The following is a 15,250-nucleotide window of genomic DNA, read 5'->3' on the forward strand; positions in this document are numbered from 1 at the left end:
TCGCTCCCTTTTTTTCTCATAGTGCTAACGTGTTATGATCACTCACATCCGTTGTCTGCTCTTGAAGTAATAATTTCTTATCATAAATTCTAAAAAAAGGTAAATAGACAACGATAGAAATCGCAATGTTTATAAGAACAAGAATGATCGCTCGCCAATCGCCACCTGTTGCTAAATAAGCACCGATGGGCGCTGGTAACGTCCATGGTACCTGTACGTAAGTAGCTGTTACAAAGCCTAAGGCGGTTGCTCCATACGCAAGAGAAGCGCCTATAAGTGGTGTTACAATAAAAGGAATGATAAGCACTGGATTTAACACAATGGGCATACCGAAAATAACAGGTTCATTTATGTTAAAAAGAGAGGGAACGACGGTTGTTCGAGCCATCGTCTTGCTATAGCTCGATCGTCCGACAAGAAACATTGCAATTACTAACCCAAGCGTAGCACCTGAGCCACCAATCCAAACGAACCATTGAAAAAATGTTTCTGGCGCAATATGCGGAATAGCCTGACCACTAGCAACAGCGCTTGAGTTGTTACCTAAGTAAACTTCCCATACTGGTCGAGCTACCGCTCCAACGACAGACACACCATGAATGCCAAATGACCAGAAGAAGGTAATGAGGAAAACAGGAATGAGGACACCTGGTAATGTATCTCCTGCCTTGACGAGCGGTGCAACGGCACGATCGACTAACGAGTGCAAATTAACTCCGAAAACAACGGTAACGATCGTCATAATGATTAAAACAATAGCAACGGGAATAAGAGATTCAAAGGAACGAAACACAGATGGCGGTACCGAGTCTGGTAGTTTAATCGTAAAATTACTGTGCTTACAAAGCCTCAGTACTTCAACAGCAAAGATGGAAACGATCATGCCCACAAACAAGCCATGTCCACCAAGGTTGGCCATCGGTAAAAAGAAGGCTGTATTAAACGTTTGAACGCCGATACTAAACAAAAAAGCAGCAACGGACAATAACCCACCCGATAATGGATCAAGCTTATAACTTTGTGAGAGGTTATAACCAATTCCAAACGTAATATAAAGCGTCATGATAAACATGGTTAATCGATATGGAATCAGAATTTCACTGATATGACTTGCAGCCCAATGAGCAATCATTGAGTCTTTTGGAACAGGCGGGAAAGCAATAATTAGAAAGATACTCCCGAAAATAATAAACGGTAAGGCTGACACAACGCCGTCACGAATCGCTCGTAAATGTTTTTGTTCAGACAGCTTTGCCATCGGTGTTGAAAAATTCTTTTCTAAAAATGCAATTAACTTTTCCACCGTTGATCCCCCTTTTAAATGACTTGCTCAATTTTTGTTAATTACTGCTGTACTCCTTGTTTGACGACTTTTAATAACGTTGGTCCTCCTAGTGGGTTATAGGCTTGTGGCGGTATTAGTTCACATGGCACCGAAGCTTCTGTTGCTTGTGCTAAAAACGTGTCAAATATATGGCGCACTTGCGGAGCTACCATCGCTAAATCCCAACCATTCTTTACTTCCTGTGCAAACTCTTGGGTACCTACTGCTTTCACTTCAAGGGCTAACCCTTCTTTCGCCGCTTCCTTTTTAAGCGCATTAACGACGATGGCGCTCGACATACCTCCCGAGCATACAAATAAAATTTTCATCTTTACTCCTCCTAATCTACAATTGACTGTCGTATAAAGCCCCGAGCCGCATCTAGCTTCTCAACTGCCTCTTGTTCATTTACATTTGTTAAAAGCATTACGATCGCTACTTTTGGCCGATTGTTTGCTTTTTCCAAGTAGTATGTCGCTTCATCGTATGAACACTCCGTTGCTTCCATCACAATTCGCTTGCCTCGTTCAATCAGTTTTTCATTCGTAAGCTGTAAATCTACCATTAAATTACCATATACTTTTCCTTGTAACACCATCGCAGCCGTGCTGAGCATATTACATACTAGTTTTTGAGCTGTTCCGGCCTTTAAGCGGGTAGAGCCGGTTAGAATCTCCGGTCCTGTTTCAACTTCAATCGCTATGTCTGCTAGTTTGCTAATGCTTGCATTTTTATTGCAGCTTAGCGCAATGGTTGTTGCTCCAAGCGAATGGGCATACGTTAGTCCACCCATTACATAGGGTGTTCGCCCACTTGCCGCGATGCCTACGACAACATCACGAGAAGTTAACTGTACGTTCTTCAAGTCTTTAGCGCCCTCTTCAAAACAATCTTCAGCACCCTCTACCGCTTTAAGAAAAGCTTGCGATCCACCTGCAATCAATCCAAGCACTTGATCTGGTTGCGTATTGAACGTCGGTGGACATTCTACAGCATCCAATAATCCAAGACGGCCACTCGTTCCTGCTCCCATATAAAGAAGACGTCCTCCATTCTGAAAGGCCGCACTGATTTTTTCCACACTTCGCGCAATGTGCGGAAGTTCTTGCTGCACACAGAGAGGAACCGTACAATCTTCTTCATTCATTACGTGTAATAACTCCATCGTCTGCATGATGTCTAAATCCATTGTTTTTGACAAACGATGCTCTGTTGATAAATGCTCCAGCAATACGATCACCCTTTTCTCAAGAAGGTTTGAAAGCGCTTTCTTTTACAGGTAAAATGTACCACCTTTAAAATATAATTTCAATATGATTATTAAAAAATTAAAAAAGTATTTCAAAAACTGTTCTATCATTCCTTAAATGAAATAAAATGGTATAATCGTTCTTTAGACCACCTTCAAAAGTCCTACTACTTGTACACTATTATTTTAAAGAAAAGAGGTTTTAAGATTGATGAAGTTAACCGTAAAAGCCCCTCTATTGCCCATCATCCTGTTCACATTTCTCCTCTCCCTACTTGCACTCACTACAGAAGCAGAGGCCACCTCTTCAAAAGCCATGAAAGTCCTACCAGAAGCACAACGAGAGCTTCGCGCTAGCTGGATTGCCACCGTGCAAAATATTGATTGGCCCTCCAAACCAGGGTTACCAATCGACGCACAAAAAAAAGAGTTTACCCTCTTGCTTGATCAACAAAAGAACATTGGAATGAATGCAATTGTCATGCAAATTAAACCGGTGGCTGATGCCTTTTATCCTTCAAAATACGGACTTTGGTCACAGTATTTAACAGGTGTTCAAGGACAACATCCTGGCTATGATCCCCTTGCCTTTATGGTCAAAGAAGCACACAAGCGAAACATGGAATTTCATGCATGGTTTAATCCGTATCGCGTGACTATGCCACTAGGAAAAAAGGCAGAAAAGAGTGATGTCTACTCCCTACCATCTAATCATCCTGCTCGCCAACATCCGGACTGGGTCGTGCCATATGGACAACAATTGTACTTTAATCCTGGACTGCCAAGCGTGCAAAAATTTGTGACGGCAGGCATTATGGAAGTAGTGAAACACTATGATATTGATGCCGTTCACTTAGACGATTACTTTTATCCTTATAAAATAGAAGGTGTCGCTTTTCCAGACGAAGATACGTACGCAAAATATGGAAAGAAACAATTCTCCACCATTGGAGATTGGCGCCGCAACAATGTAAATGAACTCGTAAAGAACATTCATACATCCATTCACTCTGTTAAAAAACATGTAAAATTCGGCATTAGTCCGTTTGGTGTCTGGCGAAATAAAGCAAAAGATCCTACAGGCTCTGATACAGCAGCTGGAGTAACCAATTATGATGATCTATATGCCGACACACGAACGTGGATTAACAACGGTTACCTTGATTATATTACGCCGCAACTGTATTGGAACATTGGTTTACCAGTAGCGGATTACAGCAAGCTTGTCGACTGGTGGAGCAAGGAAGTGAAGAATAAAAAGGTTCATCTTTATATAGGGCAAGCAGATTATAAAATTAACACGGTATCGAACGGGGTAAACAACTGGTTTGATCCTAATGAATTACCGAATCAAATCTTACTCAATCGAACGTACAAAGAAATAAAAGGAAGCATGCATTTTAGCGCGACGAATGTTCGAGATAATCCACTCGGAATTGCTGACCGATTGCAGCACGATTTATACCGCGCACCGGCCATCATCCCATCTATGTCATGGTTATCTATGAAAGCACCACAACCACCAACGCTTCGTCACGTTCTCGCTAAAAGTAAGCACGTCTTTTTACACATCTCCAACAACAAGAATACTAACGATACCGTCTCCTATGCTGTGTACCGTTATAAACATACCGAAAAAAACAAACGCACAAAAGGCGTTTTACTCGCAACACTTCGGAATAAAAAAACGTTGCAAACTTTTTATGATTATTCCGTTAAGAAAGGCACGACGTATACGTATGCGGTAACTGCCATTAATCGCAATCATCATGAAAGCACACCCTCTCCTGGGGTAACCGTTACCGTTAACTAACAAAAAAATCCGAACAGAATTGTGATTTACCTCTTTTTGAAGCGTTCCTAGAGGTTGTTCACGATACGTGTTCGGATTTTACTGTTGTTTTAGACAATACGTGCTGGTGCAAACTGAGCTAACACATTCGTTACTTTGCCATAATGAGAAGCATGAGGACGATCCTCACCATCTTCATAACCATAATCAACCATGCGATTACGATTTAAACAAAGCTTGGTAAACTGAGGTCGAAAGAGTGAAAACAGCTCGAACCGTTCGGCAAGCTCTGGGAACTGTTGCTGATACTTACTTATTTCCGCTGCTAGCAACTGCCAGAAAACCATTTCATCTAGCACGTCTTTTCGATGCAGCAACTGCGATACATAACGGAAATTACAAATAAATAAACCAGTAAAAATAAACTGCGTTAGCCCTTCTGGTGGCTCACTTCGCAAGACAGCTTTTAACTCAGGTGCTAGGTCGGCAAGTTCAGGAAATGGCTGATCACTAATATTAACGTCATCCACAAAGTCTTTAACCGCTAACCGATGAGGTGCTCCATTTTTTAAAACGAGAATCGTATTTTGTCCGTGCGGAGAAAAAACAACGCCATATTGATACATGTAATGAAGCAACGGTGGCATGAGCACATGAAACAGCTCTTTCACCCAGTCTTCTGCCGTTAGACCCGATTTCTCCATGAAACGTTGTATAAGGGGACGACCATCACTGCCAACATGATGTAACGCGGCAAGTGTGATCGCTTGTTCACCTTCTTCTAAATAACTGTATATGCTTTCTCTCCAAATCACACCTAACATTTCAAGATACTGATACGGCGCACCAGGTAACTTTTCATACAGTGAATGAGCTACATTGATACTCGCAATTTCTCCTGGCAATATAACACGACACGTCTTCTGTAAAAAAGCATCCTGATCCGCAATCTCTTTAATAAACGTTGTAATTCTAGGCGCAATGACTGTACGCTCTGCTGGCAAACCACGATAAACGAGCGTATTTAAAATACTCATCGGTAGCTTGACATGATGCTTCTTACGATGCGATGTGTTTGAAAACGTTCGAATTGATTGCTGCGGCAAATAGGAATCACTGCCAACACCGACAGGAACGATTTCTTGTTGCGCAATTTCCTTTGGAAAGTGCTGAATAATGACATTTTCCCATTGCCAGCTATGCACGGGCATGAACACATAGTGCGCAGGGTCCAACTTGCGCTTCTTTAATTGTTGTCGAAAGTGCAGCCGCTCTTCTTCTGATAGCTCATGCTCCATAAGCTTTTCGTAGGAAACAGATGCTGTACTTTGAAAAGAAGCGCGGTCTTTTACCACAGCAATCCATAGTAAGTGCACCGCTTGTTTTTGTTCTGGGGCATAGCGGACATAATCATCATAGCCAAATCCAATTCGCCCTTTGTTATAGGTAATCCATGGATGTCCTGACATTTCCCCCTCTAATGCTTCATACGAAAGCTCGATCATCTCATCCGCGGTTTTCGAATGGTTCGTTAGTAGATGAACGTCCGCTAACAGTGTTGCCTGTATTTCCTTCACTAAATGCCCGGTTGTTTCCACGCTCATCCCAATGTCCTGACGAAGCTGTACTAAAAATTCTGGCGCGGAAATAACCAAGTGCTCCCCATTTCGTTCACAAGTAATCGTAGCTACATCTACATCAAAACTATCAAAGGCACGTGGTTCAGCAGAAAAGGCATACCTATAACCTTCATTCGTAAGAAATTCATACTGATTCGGTCCTGTTTGCTTCGGAACAATCATTTGTTCATACATAAATTCCGCAAGCATTTTTCCGACCAGTGTGCGATTCGCTCGCTCCCACGCCTCACGGGTCACATTTCTTTGGAGCATTTCAAATGGTTGCATACGCTTCTACTCCCTTCTTTTTTGAAAGACTATGAAACTGTTGAAAAACATAGTGGTCGTGGATCGGGTAAATCGTTCGTTGTGCTATGGCATTCAGAATGACGGCGTTTCGATACGCCCCTAATCCGAGATCTGGAGCAGCAACGCCATGCGTATGAAGCTCACCATTTTGAATAAACAGTTGACTATTTTCCGGGAAATTTGTCTTTATTTGATAGTCCCGGGAAATAAGAAAGCGCCCCCTGTCATCTTTACAAAGATCGTTCTCCAATGAAGAGAGAAATGGGGGAAGTTGGCGCTCATAGCCTGTTCCTAGTACAACGATGTCCGTTTCATGGGTAACCGCTTCTTCACTTACCCGCTGTGCGCCGCGCACGATATAGGAATTCTCTTGTTTTTCAATCGCTGCAATTTCTGTCATCGCTTGCAATACGATGTTAGGTTGCTTCCCGCCAATAGACTTCTCATATAACACGTCATAGATCGCCGCAATCGTTTCCATATCGATGCCTTTATATAACAAGCTTTGCTGTTGTAACAACTCGTCTTTTTTCTTTTGCGGCAATCGGTAAAAGAAATCTATATAATCAGGCGAGAAGTATTCCAACCCTAACTTTGAATATTCCATTGGGAAAAAGCCATTAGAACGTGTGAACCATGTCAACTGTTGCGTATCTTTTAGCGTACGGGCAAGATCCAAAAACACCTCTGCCGCACTTTGTCCAGAACCGATTACTGTAAGCGAGCGTGCCTCCTTACAGTGCTGTTGTTTTTGTACATAGTGAGCTGAATGAAACACATGAGCATCTAGAGCTGGTTGCAACGCCTTTGGTACAGAAGGAACACTTCCGATCCCTAACACAACATGCTTAGCCTCATACGTCGTTACTTCCTTCGTACGCAAATCTTGAACAGTGACTACAAAATGGGCATTCGTTGCCGAACGTTCGAGACCGATCACTTCTTTTGAAAAATGACAGTTTTGCAACTGAGAAGCGACCCACTGACAATAGTGATTATATTCCACTCGAGGAATATGAAATTTTTCAAAAAAGTAAAAGTGATACAAGCGGTTTTGCTCGTGTAAATACGATAAAAAACTGTACCGACTTGTTGGCTGAATCATCGTTACTAAATCCGCAAGAAAAGGAACTTGTAAGGAGCTACCTTCAATGAGCATTCCTTCATGCCAAGAAAATTCAGGTTTCTTATCAAAAAACAAACAATTTAATTCGGTATCTGCTGCGAGCGCAGCCATGCCTAAATTAAAAGGGCCAATGCCGATCCCAATGCTATCGTACACGTTCGTTCTCATGCTGCCACCTCCTGTTGAATGTTTCTCTGTCACACATCATAAGCTGTGCTTTTTTATCAGGCAGTTGAATGGTTGCTTGTTTTTCAAAACCACATGCTTGAAAAACACGTATCATTTTTTCATTTAAATAATGAGGCTCTGCGACAATTCTTGTCGTGCGTTGATCTTGCCATTGAAAGGCAACCATCGCTTTTAAGAGCGGTAAGGCTAAGCCTTTTCCTAAGTAGCTAGGCTCTCCAATTAATAGATGAACGCCTTGATCGTAAGGTAATGCATCATAATAAGAAGCAAGCACATCATCTTTTACCCAATAAGACTCCCAATAGCTCATGGGCACACCGTCGATACAGCCAATATAGAGCGTTTGATGCTGATCGGCTAACGCTTGTTCTAAATGCTGTTTAAAAGCTGCTTTTGGACCATTCAACTGCCAGTAAGGAATGACGTGCGGCTCATTCATCCATTGATGCAGTCGCTCGAAATCTTCACTCATTGTTACTTTGCGAAAAGCAATCTCTTGATCTACGTGTGGACTGTGCTGCCGAAAGTCAAACATGCTGCAGCACCTCTTTTAAAAGAAGTGGATTTGCTACTGACACATAGACTGATTGATCTTCCATGGCCCCTACTAGCTCATCCATATCAAAAAAGCGTGTAAGAAGGTTAGCTTTACAAGCTAAAGATTCATGTTCTAGCAAACTCGTAAGAAGTGGTGATGATTTTTGTTGCTGTAAATACGTTCTAACAATACTAAGTAATACTTCTTCTCCTACCAGCTTGCCACAACCAAACGCATTAATTAAGCCAAAATAATGATTAAAAAATAAATAATAACGCAAACGCTCATCCGCCACTTCTGCTGAGCAAATCGTTTCACTATGTTCACTTAATGCTGGACATAGAGCGCGCAATTCATCTGCTTTCGATTCCGCATAATAATAGCCTTGATTGTCTCGGTAATAAAAAGCAGATGGATAGCCATCCTGTAAAGCAAGCACTGAATTTTGTTGATGTGCTTCAAGCGCTAGTCCATACGTTTCATATAGAAATAACATGGGTAATAGCGAACACTGTACATAACGATGAAACCAGTCTACACTTACTTCCTCTGTCGTTCGCCCTTCCCGAGCAGCAATTTCTTTGATAATGACGGTTAGACGGTTGGGACCGCCACTGCGTAAGTCTTGACACAATCCAGCGATTAAACTCACATGCTGAGCTTGATCAAGGAAAGGATTTTCTCGAATCACCACTTCAAAGCCTGACTCTTCATCAGCAAGATTCACCGTTAAATACGCCGGATCTTGAATAATATGAAAGTCAGGAAAGTGTGTATGTACAGCTTGCTTGAGGCCATTTTTCCAAAGCGAAGACATTTCAACGCCACGTGCTAATTCTTTTTGCTTATTCACACGCAATGAATTGGTTATTTTTACAGGTACTGAAAACTTGTACATATACGGTGCCTTTTGTTCATAAACGGTGCGTAGAGAACTCGTCGCTGCATAAGGGCGCCCAAGCTGACCGAGTGAATAGATGAGCTCTTGACGCATGAGCTGTTGGACGTCTTCTCGTTGCAACAGTTCCCGTGCCTGTAGCGGATGAGCTGGAAGAAGACAATAACCCGTCTTTTGTTCAATCGTCACTCCCTCTTGTTGTAGCTGTTGTGCCACTAGCTCTTGCGCAGTACGATCGACGGTTGAATCTTGTACAACGAGCGAATGATGCACTTGGAAATAATGCAGTGCAAAGCTTCCTTGCAACTCAGGTGCATAAAGCGCTTCTTCTAGCGCCGTCATGCCTTGCTTACTTTTTGGCGTCGGATGTAGTAAATGACCAATTAATAAAGACTGCTCGGCTTCAATAAAGGAAAAGTCGGTGGCAGACAACTGTTGTTCATCTTTTAGTCGCTCCGAAAGATATCGTTTAATATTCTGACAGCTTAGAATGACGCGTAACATGAGTTCATCCTGTGTATCAACACGCTTATATTCGATCATAAGCTCTCTGCATAAAAGCGCTGTAAGCGTTATGTAATCTCCTTCCATGAGCTGATCCTCACTACAACCATAATAGATTGGAAAGGCAAAAAGATGCCTTCCCGTTAGCGACCAATAGCGAAGCGGTACATAGATGTTCAACTGTTGATGTGGTAAAGAAACCTTTAGCACATGATCTCTGGCTGCTTCTATCAAGCGAGGTTGATATGATTCATAGAACTCCCCATTGCCTGTTTCTTTTATATAACAATTTAAAAAGCATTGAATGGCTGCTCGTTCTGCATGTTCACTGCTAGTCACGTCCGTTCCCTCCACGTTGTATAAAATTCTGTCCGATTCTCTCAATATCATCAAGTAACGCTCGCAATGCTTCCATCGTTATCCGTGGGTTCAATAACGTTACTTTTAAATAAAGACTGCCCTCATACGTTGTTTTTGCTATGACAGCTTTGCTTTCATAAAACAATTGGTGATGAATCTCTTTTGTCATCTCGTCTCTCGCATAGTCACCTTTTGGCTCATAGCGAAAGACAACGGCGCTTATTTCCGGCTCTTTATTGACAACCACAAAGTCCGGAGACAGATCTAATTCCGTTGCGAAGCGCCGTGCTACTTGCAGCGTATCATCAATCATTTCTCCAAATGTTTCTAGCCCCATTGTTCGCAGAGATAGATAGAGCTTTAATGCATCAAAACGACGTGTCGTTTGAATCGATTTATTAACGAGATGCACCAAACCGTCTTCTTCATCCATTTCAGGATTTAAATAATCTGCATGAAAGGTAACATAACGGAAATGAGCTGCGTTTTTCACAAAAAAAGCACCACAACTAATTGGTTGATAAAACAGTTTATGAAAATCAATACTTAAGGAATCTGCGAACTGTATGCCTTGAATCTTACGAGCACCTTCTTTACTAAAAGCTAGCGCGCCACCGTATGCGGCATCGACATGAAACCATAAGTCATGAGCCTCGGCGAATGCAGCAAGCTCTTCTAACGGATCAATGCTTCCAAAGTCTGTCGTTCCACACGTTCCAACGATCGCAAATGGTGAAAGATTTTCTTTTTGCAATTGCGCAAGCTTCACTTGTAAATCAGTAAGAGAAAGGCGCTGTTTCTCATCTGTTTCAACAAGAACAACAGAACGCTCGCCAAGTCCGAGCTGAGAAGCCGATTTTAAAACCGTAAAATGTGCCGCCTTTGAACATAAAATGCGCATAGTGCCCGCTTCCTTGGGCAGTCCATCTCTTTGTACATTATGATTCCAAGTTTTTTCACAGTAAGCGTCACGCGCTAAGAGTAAGCCCATATAATTGGATTGCGTACCTCCACTCGTAAACGTACCATCACTTGTTTGACCTAATCCGTAAAGTGACGTTAACCATGCTATTATTTTTTCTTCGATATAGGTAGCTGCTGCACTTTGATCCCATGAATCCATTGACTGATTGAACGCCGAAATGAGCATTTCTCCAGCTAGTGACGGTAAAAGTGGCGGACAATGAAGGTGCGCCATGCAATGGGTATGATTCACATGAATGTTATGAGCAAGAAGTGGCGTTAACTCAGCAAGCACCTGATGTAATGCTGTTTCCTTTGCCTCAGGCAATGAAAGACGATTGACCTCTTCGGCTACTTGCTCAGGAGAAGCCCCATGATAAGGGGCCTTCATCCTTTCTGTAACGGCTGATACCACATCGACCGCTGCAGCGACGCTTTCATAGTACGCTCTCAAGCCTTCTTGTCCTTCATGTAGAAACCATTTTTCATAAGGTAAAGTAGCGGTAGTATTCGTACTCATCTCTTTGTTTCCTCTACTGCGGCAAGAAGGGATTCTTTAAAAATAACCATAATGTCATGCAGTTGTTGCTCTGTTACAATCAGCGGTGGTAAAAAGCGCATAACACTACCATGTCGACCGCCCACTTCAATCATTAATCCCCGATTAAAGCATTCTCGTTGAATGCTTTTTGCTAGCAAAGGATGGGCGGGATAGCTACCACTTTTACTTCTTGCTCCCGTCGGATCTACCATTTCCACACCAATCATGAGTCCACGGCCACGAACGTCCCCGATTTCTTTTATGAAATGCTGCCATTCTTTTAACGTTAGCATGAGCTTCTCACCCATCGCTGCTGCATGATCGCTTACTTGATGCTTCTTTATATAACGAAGTGTTGCTGTTCCTGCTGCCATCGCAAGCTGATTCCCTCTAAATGTACCGATGTGAGCCCCAGGCTGCCATTGATCTAACGCCTCATCATAGACAACGAGAGCTAGCGGTAAGCTTCCTCCGATTGCTTTTGAGATTACTACGATGTCAGGGACAATCCCCGCATGCTCAAAGGCAAACATTTTCCCTGTTCGCCCTACACCTGTCTGAACTTCATCGATAATGAGAGGAATATTGCGTTCTTTTGTTATGCGGCGCATTTCTTGCAACCATTCTATTGGCGCTGGAATGCTTCCCCCTTCTCCTTGAACAACTTCAAGAATCATAGCTGCTGGAGGAAGAATGCCACTTTCAGGATCATCTAATAACTGTTCAATATAATGTGCGCTTATAAGATGTGTCTGCTCGCCTCCAAAACCAAATGGACAACGATATTGATACGGATAAGGAAGAAAATGAACATCTGGAATCAAACCTCGTACGTGTTCTTTCGGGCCTAAATTCCCGCTAATGGCCATGGTTGCATGCGTCGCTCCATGATAGCCACCTTGAAACGTTAAGATGCCTTGTCGACCTGTAGCTGTTTTGGCAAGCTTAATGGCCGCTTCAATGGCGTCGCCCCCTGTTGGGCCACAAAACTGTACTTTCGCACGTTGTGCAAACGAGGCAGGTAAACTATCAAACAACTCGGTAACGAATTCTTCTTTCACAGGTGTTGTTAAATCTAGCGTATGAAGCGGACGCTGATCTGCTATGACTTTTTCCATCGCTTCAATAACAACCGGATGATTATGACCGAGTGCAAGCGTGCCCGCACCCGCTAAGCAATCGTAATATCTGCGACCATCCGCATCCCAAACGTAAATTCCTTCTGCCTTTTCAATCGCCAATGGTAAACGACGCGGATACGACCGCGCACTCGATTCTCTTTTTTCCTGTTGCTCTAAATATTCTTCATTTCTACTCCGTTGTGTCGTTGCCATCTATCAAAACTCCTTATTAGGTAATTGATAACGATTATCATTTTCATGTACAAACTTACTCTAACTGATAACCGTTCTCATCGTCAATCATACTTGAGAACCATTCTCATTCTTCATTATGCGTTCGTATGCAAGGCTGGTTTTAAGCCTTTTATCGTCGTTTGTTAGGTATTTAGACCTAGTTTAAAAGAATTCTATATTGTTTTTATTATGGAGCTGGGGGCGCCTTCCGAATCGAGAGTGCCTTTTAAATGATGTATGCAACTAAATCGACCTCCTTTAAACGTAAAGAACGGCCTGGTTTCATAGCCGTCTCCCCTCATTTCGAGCTTTGCCTTTTTGCTACCTTCTTATAAAAAATATATTTTAAGCTTGACAAGCGCACTTCCCAGTCTAAAAAAACGAAAAAAAGAACGCCATGGTGTGCGTCCTTTTTTCGTATTGTTTCCCTTGTTAGGCGTTTTTTTCTTGGATTTGAAGAAGCATCTTGTCAATGACCTGATCTACCGCTTGAAAAGAGGAGTGGTCTTCTTTATATTTGCGAACATTCATGCCTCTTTTTTGTTGCTCTTCATCACCAACGATGAAAACATATGGTATTTTCTTTAACTGTGCCTCGCGCATTTTATAGCCTAGTTTCTCCTCGCGCTCATCGCTTGAGACTCGGAGACCCGCTGCCGTTAACTCTTGAAGAAGTTCTTGTACATAGGCACCGTGTATTTTAGGAGAAACCGGAATAATAAGCGCTTGCACAGGAGCAAGCCATAATGGAAAAGCACCTCCATAATGCTCAATTAAAATGCCTAAAAATCGATCTATAGAACCTAAAATGGCTCGATGAATAACGACCGGTCGTTCTTTCTCATTATGTTGGTTAATATAATGAAGATTGAACTTTTCTGGCATTTGAAAATCAAGTTGAACAGTCGCACATTGATGACTTCTCTTTAGACAATCAGAAATATGGAAGTCGATTTTCGGACCGTAAAACGCCCCATCTCCTTCATTAATACGATATGGTAAGTTAAAGCGCTTAAGCACATTTTCTAAAGCTGCTTCCGCTTCATTCCACAACGCATCATCTCCCATAGAGTGTAGTGGTCGTGTTGAAAGTTCAATACTATACTCAAAGCCAAATGTACGATACACTTCGTCGATTACGAGAAGCACATTGTATATTTCTTCTTCAATTTGTTCGGGCGTTACAAAAAGATGAGCGTCATCTTGACAGAAGGAACGAACACGCAAAAGTCCATTTAATGCGCCACTGTATTCATGGCGATGAACATGACCAAATTCGGCTATTCGCATTGGTAACTCCCGATAAGAACGTAACTTATTTTTAAATATCAGCATATGACCGGGACAATTCATCGGCTTTAGCGCAAACTTCGCCTGATCCACTTCAGAAAAATACATATTATCATGATAATGATCCCAGTGCCCAGATTCCTCCCATAGCCGTTGATTCATAAGAAGCGGGGTTTTTACTTCATCAAAGCCACGTTGTTGTAAACTGCGCAAATAGTGCTCTAGCTCATTGCGAATGATTTGACCTTTTGGAAGATAAAAAGGCATTCCCGGCGCTTCTTCAGAAAACATAAATAGCTCTAATTCACTTCCGAGCTTTTTATGATTTCGCTCTGCCGCTTCTTTAAGAAATTGCGTATGTTCTTCTAATGCTGCTTGCGAAGCAAAGGCAATCCCATAAATTCGTTGCATCATCGCATTATTAGCATCTCCTCGCCAATAGGCTCCCGAAACCGATACGAGCTTAAATGCTTTAATCCAGGCAGTTGATGGTACGTGAGGGCCCCTACATAGATCAATAAAGTCTCCTTGCTTATAATGGGTAATTACGCTTCCCTCATCAATAGCATGTAATAGCTCTAGCTTACGAAAATCACCTTGTTCTTTCCAATAGCGCTCACTTTCTTCACGTGACACTTCCATTCGCTCAAACGCTAAATTTTCTTTTATAATTTTGCGCATTTCTTGTTCAATTTTCACTAAATGTTCTTGTGTTAACGATTCATTCAACTCAAAATCATAATAAAAACCATGCTCAATCGCTGGACCTACCCCAAACTTTACATCTTTATATAATCGTTTCACCGCTTGTGCTAATACGTGAGCTGCACTATGGCGCATGATTGCTAGCCCTTCTTGATCTTGAAGTGTATACAGCTTTACCGCTCCATCTTCTAAAATAGGTTCATTATAATGTAATGGTTTACCATTCACTTCGCCTGCCACGACTTTTTTCTTTAGCGAAATCGCAATACGTTCAGCCACATTTTCAATCGTTACACCCTCATTAAATTCTTTCTTTTGTCCATCTGGAAATTGAAGCTGCCGTTGTCTCTTCATAGATCCCACTCCTTTATATAAAAACGCACACCCTCCCTATGATAGGGACGAGTGTGCGTTACCCGTGGTTCCACCCTGGTTCCTGTTCCTTAACAACAAACAGCTCCATTTCGCGATAACGTTGCGTCTACGGC

General features: G+C 42.2%; 11 protein-coding genes and 1 other annotated feature (1 of these 12 running past the window's edge). Of the genes, 1 reads left to right on the plus strand and 10 read right to left on the minus strand.

What is annotated here, in order from left to right; genetic code table 11:
- Positions 1-16: 16 nt before the first annotated feature.
- The 3 genes from A374_RS05365 to murQ are packed head-to-tail and all read right to left on the minus strand — an operon-like array spanning position 17 to position 2,564.
- The gene (locus A374_RS05365) at positions 17-1,303 is read right to left on the minus strand and encodes a PTS sugar transporter subunit IIC (protein ID WP_007201177.1); all 1,287 of its coding nucleotides are present in this window, start codon (positions 1,301-1,303) and stop codon (positions 17-19) included.
- A 41-nt stretch (positions 1,304-1,344) separates the two neighbouring features.
- The gene (locus A374_RS05370; protein WP_007201178.1) at positions 1,345-1,653 is read right to left on the minus strand and encodes a PTS sugar transporter subunit IIB; all 309 of its coding nucleotides are present in this window, start codon (positions 1,651-1,653) and stop codon (positions 1,345-1,347) included.
- 11 nt (positions 1,654-1,664) lie between these two features.
- Complete coding sequence (gene murQ, locus A374_RS05375) at positions 1,665-2,564, minus strand: N-acetylmuramic acid 6-phosphate etherase (RefSeq protein WP_083841952.1); 900 nt, start codon at positions 2,562-2,564, stop codon at positions 1,665-1,667.
- 220 nt (positions 2,565-2,784) lie between these two features.
- Between murQ and A374_RS05380 the strand changes: the two genes are divergently transcribed.
- Positions 2,785-4,386 (plus strand): glycoside hydrolase family 10-like protein, encoded by a 1,602-nt coding sequence (locus A374_RS05380; RefSeq protein ID WP_007201180.1) that lies wholly within the window; start codon positions 2,785-2,787, stop codon positions 4,384-4,386.
- An 89-nt stretch (positions 4,387-4,475) separates the two neighbouring features.
- On the opposite strand, the gene A374_RS05385 is transcribed toward A374_RS05380, so the two are convergent.
- From A374_RS05385 to thrS, 7 genes are all read right to left on the minus strand, one after another.
- Positions 4,476-6,272: an IucA/IucC family protein gene (locus A374_RS05385; protein ID WP_007201181.1), complete on the minus strand. Its 1,797-nt coding sequence runs from the start codon at positions 6,270-6,272 to the stop codon at positions 4,476-4,478.
- Positions 6,259-7,587: a lysine N(6)-hydroxylase/L-ornithine N(5)-oxygenase family protein gene (locus tag A374_RS05390; RefSeq protein ID WP_007201182.1), complete on the minus strand. Its 1,329-nt coding sequence runs from the start codon at positions 7,585-7,587 to the stop codon at positions 6,259-6,261. The genes A374_RS05385 and A374_RS05390 overlap by 14 nt, the downstream gene beginning before the upstream one ends.
- The gene (locus A374_RS05395; protein WP_007201183.1) at positions 7,565-8,143 is read right to left on the minus strand and encodes a GNAT family N-acetyltransferase; all 579 of its coding nucleotides are present in this window, start codon (positions 8,141-8,143) and stop codon (positions 7,565-7,567) included. The genes A374_RS05390 and A374_RS05395 overlap by 23 nt, the downstream gene beginning before the upstream one ends.
- Complete coding sequence (locus A374_RS05400; protein ID WP_007201184.1) at positions 8,136-9,887, minus strand: IucA/IucC family protein; 1,752 nt, start codon at positions 9,885-9,887, stop codon at positions 8,136-8,138. Before A374_RS05400 ends, A374_RS05395 begins: the two co-directional genes overlap by 8 nt.
- Positions 9,880-11,391: a pyridoxal phosphate-dependent decarboxylase family protein gene (locus tag A374_RS05405; protein WP_007201185.1), complete on the minus strand. Its 1,512-nt coding sequence runs from the start codon at positions 11,389-11,391 to the stop codon at positions 9,880-9,882. The genes A374_RS05400 and A374_RS05405 overlap by 8 nt, the downstream gene beginning before the upstream one ends.
- Positions 11,388-12,746 (minus strand): aspartate aminotransferase family protein, encoded by a 1,359-nt coding sequence (locus A374_RS05410; protein ID WP_007201186.1) that lies wholly within the window; start codon positions 12,744-12,746, stop codon positions 11,388-11,390. Before A374_RS05410 ends, A374_RS05405 begins: the two co-directional genes overlap by 4 nt.
- A gap of 453 nt (positions 12,747-13,199) precedes the next feature.
- Complete coding sequence (gene thrS / locus A374_RS05415) at positions 13,200-15,116, minus strand: threonine--tRNA ligase (RefSeq protein WP_007201187.1); 1,917 nt, start codon at positions 15,114-15,116, stop codon at positions 13,200-13,202.
- A 40-nt stretch (positions 15,117-15,156) separates the two neighbouring features.
- Positions 15,157-15,250 (minus strand) — a binding site (T-box leader); it runs 133 nt beyond the window's last position.

It is taken from the genome of Fictibacillus macauensis ZFHKF-1 (genome assembly GCF_000269865.1).
Taxonomy (GTDB): domain Bacteria; phylum Bacillota; class Bacilli; order Bacillales; family Fictibacillaceae; genus Fictibacillus_C; species Fictibacillus_C macauensis.

What these genes read in the sequence shown, in the direction of transcription:
- A374_RS05370 (WP_007201178.1), bottom strand. Translation starts at nt 1,653, where the DNA reads ATGAAAATTTTATTTGTATGCTCGGGAGGTATGTCGAGCGCCATCGTC.
- A374_RS05380 (WP_007201180.1), top strand. Translation starts at nt 2,785, where the DNA reads ATGAAGTTAACCGTAAAAGCCCCTCTATTGCCCATCATCCTGTTCACA.
- A374_RS05385 (WP_007201181.1), bottom strand. Translation starts at nt 6,272, where the DNA reads ATGCAACCATTTGAAATGCTCCAAAGAAATGTGACCCGTGAGGCGTGG.
- A374_RS05390 (WP_007201182.1), bottom strand. Translation starts at nt 7,587, where the DNA reads ATGAGAACGAACGTGTACGATAGCATTGGGATCGGCATTGGCCCTTTT.
- A374_RS05395 (WP_007201183.1), bottom strand. Translation starts at nt 8,143, where the DNA reads ATGTTTGACTTTCGGCAGCACAGTCCACACGTAGATCAAGAGATTGCT.
- A374_RS05405 (WP_007201185.1), bottom strand. Translation starts at nt 11,391, where the DNA reads ATGAGTACGAATACTACCGCTACTTTACCTTATGAAAAATGGTTTCTA.
- A374_RS05410 (WP_007201186.1), bottom strand. Translation starts at nt 12,746, where the DNA reads ATGGCAACGACACAACGGAGTAGAAATGAAGAATATTTAGAGCAACAG.
- thrS (WP_007201187.1), bottom strand. Translation starts at nt 15,116, where the DNA reads ATGAAGAGACAACGGCAGCTTCAATTTCCAGATGGACAAAAGAAAGAA.